General features: G+C 57.8%; 1 pseudogene. It reads left to right on the forward strand.

What is annotated here, in order from left to right:
* Nucleotides 1-25: 25 nt before the first annotated feature.
* Nucleotides 26-249, forward strand: a pseudogene (gene sdhA / locus SB756_RS33380) (succinate dehydrogenase flavoprotein subunit); the annotation flags it as partial.

The raw sequence follows: 249 nt of genomic DNA on the forward strand, positions 1-249 counted from the left end.
GATTCGTAAAGCGCTGCAACGCTGCATGCAGAATAACTTCTCGGTATTCCGTGAAGGCGAAGCGATGGCACAGGGTCTGGAAGAGCCGAAAGAGATTCGCCAGCGCCTGAAGTCAGCGCGTCTGGATGACCGCTCACCGGATTTCAACACCCAGCGTATTGAGTGCCTGGAGCTGGATAACCTGATGGAGACGGCCTTTGCCACGGCGGTAGCGGCTAACTATCGCACCGAAAGCCGCGGTGCGCACAG

The sequence above is a fragment of the Pseudomonas sp. SIMBA_068 genome (assembly GCF_046534705.1).
GTDB classification, from domain to species: Bacteria; Pseudomonadota; Gammaproteobacteria; order Pseudomonadales; family Pseudomonadaceae; genus Aquipseudomonas; species Aquipseudomonas putida.